General features: G+C 72.5%; 6 protein-coding genes. All 6 read right to left on the bottom strand.

What is annotated here, in order from left to right; all coding sequences use genetic code 11:
• Positions 1-1,025 (bottom strand): flavin monoamine oxidase family protein (locus tag ITI46_RS32810; protein ID WP_209243596.1); only part of this gene is annotated, 1,025 nt, incomplete at its 3' end.
• Positions 1,026-1,074: 49 nt separating this feature from the next.
• Positions 1,075-2,109: an alcohol dehydrogenase catalytic domain-containing protein gene (locus ITI46_RS32805; protein ID WP_209243595.1), complete on the bottom strand. Its 1,035-nt coding sequence runs from the start codon at positions 2,107-2,109 to the stop codon at positions 1,075-1,077.
• Positions 2,110-2,214: 105 nt separating this feature from the next.
• Positions 2,215-3,021 carry an SDR family NAD(P)-dependent oxidoreductase gene (locus ITI46_RS32800; RefSeq protein ID WP_209243594.1) on the bottom strand — a complete coding sequence of 269 codons (807 nt, stop codon included), beginning with the start codon at positions 3,019-3,021 and terminating at the stop codon, positions 2,215-2,217.
• 32 nt (positions 3,022-3,053) lie between these two features.
• Positions 3,054-3,338, bottom strand: a complete 285-nt coding sequence (locus ITI46_RS32795) for a hypothetical protein (RefSeq protein WP_209243593.1) — start codon at positions 3,336-3,338, stop codon at positions 3,054-3,056.
• A gap of 174 nt (positions 3,339-3,512) precedes the next feature.
• The gene (locus ITI46_RS32790) at positions 3,513-4,436 is read right to left on the bottom strand and encodes a LysR family transcriptional regulator (protein WP_209243592.1); all 924 of its coding nucleotides are present in this window, start codon (positions 4,434-4,436) and stop codon (positions 3,513-3,515) included.
• A 184-nt stretch (positions 4,437-4,620) separates the two neighbouring features.
• Complete coding sequence (locus ITI46_RS32785; protein ID WP_247746958.1) at positions 4,621-5,280, bottom strand: class I SAM-dependent methyltransferase; 660 nt, start codon at positions 5,278-5,280, stop codon at positions 4,621-4,623.
• Positions 5,281-5,459 lie beyond the last annotated feature (179 nt).

Genomic DNA, 5,459 nt, shown 5'->3' with positions numbered 1-5,459 from the left:
GCGGCGGTCAGGGCGCCCTCCAGGTGCCCGGCGTACTCGGGCGCTGTCTCGGTCGACGCCCAGTGCAGCCTGCCGCCCAGCGCCGGCTGCTGGTAGAGGGGGTGGCCGAACAGCGCATGGTCGGCCAGGCGGTGCACGGCGGGCGGGGAGGTCCAGTGCTCGCCGCTCCAGTCCTGCACCCGCAGCGAGTCCGGTGCAACGGCTGCCGGGCCGAAGAGCCGGCCCAGTTGCACGCGTGCCGCGTCCTCGAAGCCGGGGCGGAGGAGCTGGGCCGGGGCGAAGCCGAACAGGACGGCGGGGTGGCCGTCCGGGCCTGAGAGGTCGTGCAGTTCGCGCAGCGGGCCGGTCCTGCTGATCGCCGCCCCGGCGAGGCCCTCGTCCCGCCAGAACGGGCGCGAGTACCGGGCGACGACCTTGGCGACGGCGCCCATCCACACCGGCGTCTCCCGGGCGAGCCGGACCAGTGGCGGGGGCAGTTCCGTACCGAAGTCGATGCGTGCGAGGGCGAGTGCGGGCGGTACGGCCAGCACGACGTGCTCGGCGCGCAGAACCGCGTCCGGTGTGTGGACGGCGAGCGCCCCGCTGCTCGTACCGCTGCGGCGGATGGCGGTGACCGGCGTACCGAGGCGCAGCGACCGCGCGGGCAGTTCCGCGGCGAGACCGCGGGCGAGGGTGTCGGCGCCCGTCGTGAAGCGGCGGGCGGGGGCGTCGATCAGGTTGCCGGGCAGCCGGTGCACCCCGGTGACGTCCTGCAGCACCATGTCTCCCGCAAGGTGCTGGTCGAAGGTTCCGGTGCCGAGCCGTGCGGCCAGTGCCGCGACGCGCTGCTCGCCGTCCCAGAACCAGGTGGCACCCAGGTCGAGGGCCCCGCCGGGGACGGGGGTGCTCAGCGCGCGTCCGCCGACGCGTTCGCGGGCCTCCAGGCACAGGGTGTCGCGCCCGGCGGCCGTCAGCGCGGTGGCAGCGGCGAGTCCCCCGATGCCCGCGCCGACCACGACGACGTCATGGACCTCCTCACGCGGCATGCACGGATTCCCTTCTGTGAGTCTGTGAGCTTCGGCAGCCGCGCGGTGCTCATGCACCGGTGGTGAGGACCAGCCGGAAGCGGGCCCGCCCCTCGCGGAGGGTGTCGAGCGCCTGTCGTACGTCGTCGAGTGGTACGGGCTGCACCCATGGACGGACGCCGGTCGCGAGGGCGAAGCGCATGGCCTGTTCGGTCTCGGAGGGGGTGCCGGTGAGGTGACCCGTGATGCTTTGTGCGTTCATGACGAGGTTGCCCAGGGGCAGATGCAACGGGGCCCCGTCGAAGCCGACGACGGTGAGCCGGCCGTGCGGGGCCAGCCCGTGGGCCAGCTCCGCCAGTGGCTCGCTGCTCGCTGCGGTGGAAAGGATCAGCCGGGCCCCGCCCAGCTCCTTCAGCGCCGCCCCTGGTGCCTGGCGCGCGGCATCGATGTAACCGTGCGCGCCCAGCTCCCTGGCCACCTCGCGCTTGTCCTCGCAGCGGCCGATCGCCACCGTCTCGAATCCCATGGCCGCGGCGAACCGCACCGCCAGGTGGCCCAGGCCGCCGATGCCGAGGACGGCGACGCGGTCCCCTGGCCGGGCTCCCGAGAGCCGCAGGGCGTTGAAGGTGGTGACTCCCGCGCACCCGAAGGGCGCCGCCTCAGTGAAGGACAGGCCGTCCGGAATCCGCGCGAGAGCGGCGGCGGGCACGGTGAGCGTGGTCGACCATGCGCCCGGGTACGACAGGCCGGGGATGCGCCGCGCCGGACATTGGACGAGATCCCCGTCGCGACATGCGCGGCAGTGCCCGCAACTGCCGCCGAACCAGCCGACGGCGACTCGCTCCCCCACTTCCCATCCCCGTACCCCGGGCCCCAGCTCCGCGAGCACCCCGGCGGCCTCGTGGCCCGGAGTGACGGGGAACCCGGTCGCCGGGGCGGGGTCACGGACCGTGCCCCGGTCGGCGCCGCAGATCCCGGCCGCCGCCACCTGGACGCGTACCTCCCCGGCGCCGGGCCGTCGCTCCCGCACCGGGACGACCCGCACCGGAGCTCCGGCCTCGGCCACCTGCGCGGCCCGGTGACCACGGGGAGCGTTCCGGGACATGGGGATCTCCTTGAGCGAGTGCGGGGCGGGAGACTTGAGGGAGTGCGGCGGGAAAACGGAATGCCGCGCGAGGAAGCGGCGGGCGGGTGCCGACGGAACGGGTCGTCAGTTGCGTCCGGCCATGACGCCGCCGTCGACGTCCCAGATGGCGCCGGTGACCCAGTCGGTCTTCTCGGACAGCAGGAAGGCAACCGTGTCGGCCACGTCGTCCGGGGTGCCGGTTCGGCCGAGCGGATGGAAGGCGTTGAAGCCGTCGAGTGCCGAGTCCAGCTCCGCCTCGGGGATGAACTCCTCGTAGACCGGGGTGCGTACGACGGCCGGGGCGACCGCGTTGACGCGGATGCCGTGCGGGGCCAGTTCCATCGCCAGGTGCTGGGTGAGCGAGTGCAGCCCGGCCTTGGCCATCGAGTAAGCCGACGACGGGGTGGCGGCGACGGCCTGGTGCGCCCACATGGAGCCGATGTTGACGACGGCGCCCTTCGCGCCGCGTTCGATCATGTTGCCCGCGACGGTCTGGGTGAGGAAGAAGAAGGCCCGGTTGAGGGCCTGGTAGCGGTCGTAGTCCGCCGCCGCGTGTTCCAGGAAGGGCTTGGGGGCGAAGACGCCGGCCGCGTTGACCAGGAGGGTGACATCGGCGTGCTGTTCGGTCAGGGCCTCGCGCAGGCGGTCGACGGCGACCGGGTCGGCCAGGTCCGCCGCGAGGCCGACGGCCTTGCCGTGCGCGGACAGCGCGGTCGCCGCCTCGTCGGCACTCGCCCGGGTGCGGCCGGTGACGACGGCGCTGCCGCCGCCCTCCAGGACCCGCCGGGCGATGGCACGTCCCATACCGCTGGTGCCGCCGATGACGAGGGCCTTCTGGCCGGTGAAGTCAGGGGTGAAGGCAGGAGTGAAGTCAGGGTTGTTGGTGGACATGTGCTGCTCCATAGGGACGGGGTGCTCGCCCGTCAGGCGGCGGCGTCGTAGATCCGGATGTCGGGTGCGGCCTTCAGCAGCGGGGACAGTTCGCCGACGACGTCGCGGGTGAACAGCTCGCTCTCCAGATACGCCGTCGCGTCGGCAGCGGTCCGGAAGCCGTGAAGGACCTGCACGTCCTCATCCCGGACGAGCAGCTCCTTGCTGACGGCGCCCGGAGCGGCGTCCAGGAACGGCTGCTGGTACTTCTCGTAGACGCCCGCGGCCGCGGGGCGCTCGGCCGGAGCCACCTGTAGCGTGATTTCGAGATACGCCATGGTTATGCCCTTCCAGATCGACAGGAGAATGCGCGGTACGACGTTCCACCGCGCATCTCCTGCGACGTTAGGAGCACCCCACCAGGCCCGGTAGTGGATCTCGGTGAATCACGGTATAAGCGCTGTGTATGGCAACGCCGGTGGCAGGCGGCCGTGCTCCGGGCCGCGTGCCCTTCAGCCAGTCGGCTGCCGTGCCGCCGCGAGTCCGTCGGCAAGGCGCAGGAGGTCGGCGGCGAGCGGGGAGTCGGCGCTCCACACCGCCTCGAAGGAGATCTGCACCTCGCGGCCGTGATCCATCAGCGGGCGGTGCGGCACGTTGGAGGAGGCGAGCTTGGAGCGGGGGACCATCGCGGAGCCCAGCCCCAGCTTCGCCCAGTCCTGCAGGACGTTGTAGCTGGCGGCTTCCCCCGGGTAGGTGTGCAGGGGCAGCTCATGCGCCTGGAAGAGCTGCGTGGTGAACGTGGTCAGGCCACAGGTGTCCGGTACGAGGATGAACTGCGCCTCGCCCGCCTCCGCCAGCTCCAGGGGCGCCTCGGTGCCGGACTGCGCGGCGCTCTCGCCGCCCTGGCCGGCCTCGGGGCCGACAACGACGACCGGCTCGACGTCGATGACCCGGTGCTCGAAGCGCGGCATCGCGGCCACGGCCGGGATCAGGATGAGGTCGAGTTCACCGGCGCGCAGCTCGTCGCGCAGGTCCTCCATGTTCGCCTCGCGCAGCACGAGATCCCGGGCGAAGGGCAGATCGCGGACCATGCCGAAGGACCGGGCGACCAGGTGCGGGCCGATCAGCGGGGAGACCCCCATCCGGATCTTCCGCTCCCCGGGCTCGGTAAGCCGCCGGGCCTCCGCCGCGACCGCGTCCAGCGCGGCCACGGCACGCCCGATCAGCGGCAGCATCTGCGCGCCGAAAGCCGTCGGTGTCACCCCGCGCGGAGAGCGGTCGAACAGCTTCTCCCCCAGCCGCTCCTCCAGCTTGGCGATCCCGTTGGACAGCGCGGGCTGCGTCACGCCGTACGCACGGGAGGCGGCGCTGAACGACTTGGTCTCGGCCACCGCCTGCGCATAGCGGAGCCCTTCGATGTTCAGCCGTTCCGTCATCGCCGCGCCTTGCCTCCGCGTTTCCCGGCGTTCCCTGCCGGGCGGTTTCCAGGGAGCATAACCGCCCTTCCTGACCGTCGGCCTGCCCCTGCCGACGGCCCTGCCGGCGGGCCCGGCGACAGCCGCAGAACGCCCGGCGCAGGCCCGGCTGGTTGAGCGGAGTTGACCGGAGGGGCGGGAGGCGTCATCGCCGTTCGTCCGGGGCGGGGCGGACGGCGGTGCCGAGGATGTGGGTACCGGCTGGGGAGGGGACGCGAGTGGCGGGGAAGGTGAAGCGGTCGACGGTGGTGAGGGTGAAGCCGGCGGCGGTCAGGGCGGCCTGGGTGTCGCGGCCGGTGTGGCAGCCGCCCATCAGGCGCGGCCAGACGGTTGCGTCGAGTGTGCGCTGGACGCGTCGCATCGCGGGTGTGTCGGCCTGGACGTGCTCGAAGAAGCGCAGTTGTCCGCCCGGGCGCAGTACCCGGTGAAGCTCGGCGATGGCAGCGCGGGGGTCGGCAACGGAGCACAGGGTCAGGCATGCGACGGCCGCGTCGAAGGAGCCGTCGGGAAAGGGCAGCTGTTCTGCTCGTCCGTCCGCCGTCTCCACCGGGACGGGTGCGCCGGCGGCCTGTTGTTCTGCCAGGGCACGCAGCCGCGGCTCCGGCTCGACGGCGACGACGCGTTGCACTTCGGGCGGGTAGTGCGGGAAGTTCAGCCCGTTGCCCGCACCGGCCTCGATGACCTCGCCGGACAGGCCGGCCAGCAGTCGACGGCGGTGTTCGGCGATGCCGGCCTTCTCCAGCGCGGGCCCGGCGAGCTTCGCGTAGAAGCGGGCGAAAACCGGGTGCTTGACCGGTTGTGTCATCGGTTGCGGCATAGTGACCGTCTCCCAGTGCGATATGTCTTGGAGGGAGTCTCGTTGCTCGGCAGGGTGATGCAGCGTGGCAGGGCCGAATGCGGTCGCGGGATTACAGCGTCACTCCTCTCCCACGTGTTCCGGGAGAGCGGGGAGGGCTTGGGGGAGGGTCCGTCGGCCTGTGGGAG

The sequence above is a fragment of the Streptomyces oryzae genome (assembly GCF_017676365.1).
Lineage (GTDB): Bacteria > Actinomycetota > Actinomycetes > Streptomycetales > Streptomycetaceae > Streptomyces > Streptomyces oryzae.
This window is presented reverse-complemented; position numbering and strand designations above follow the sequence as displayed.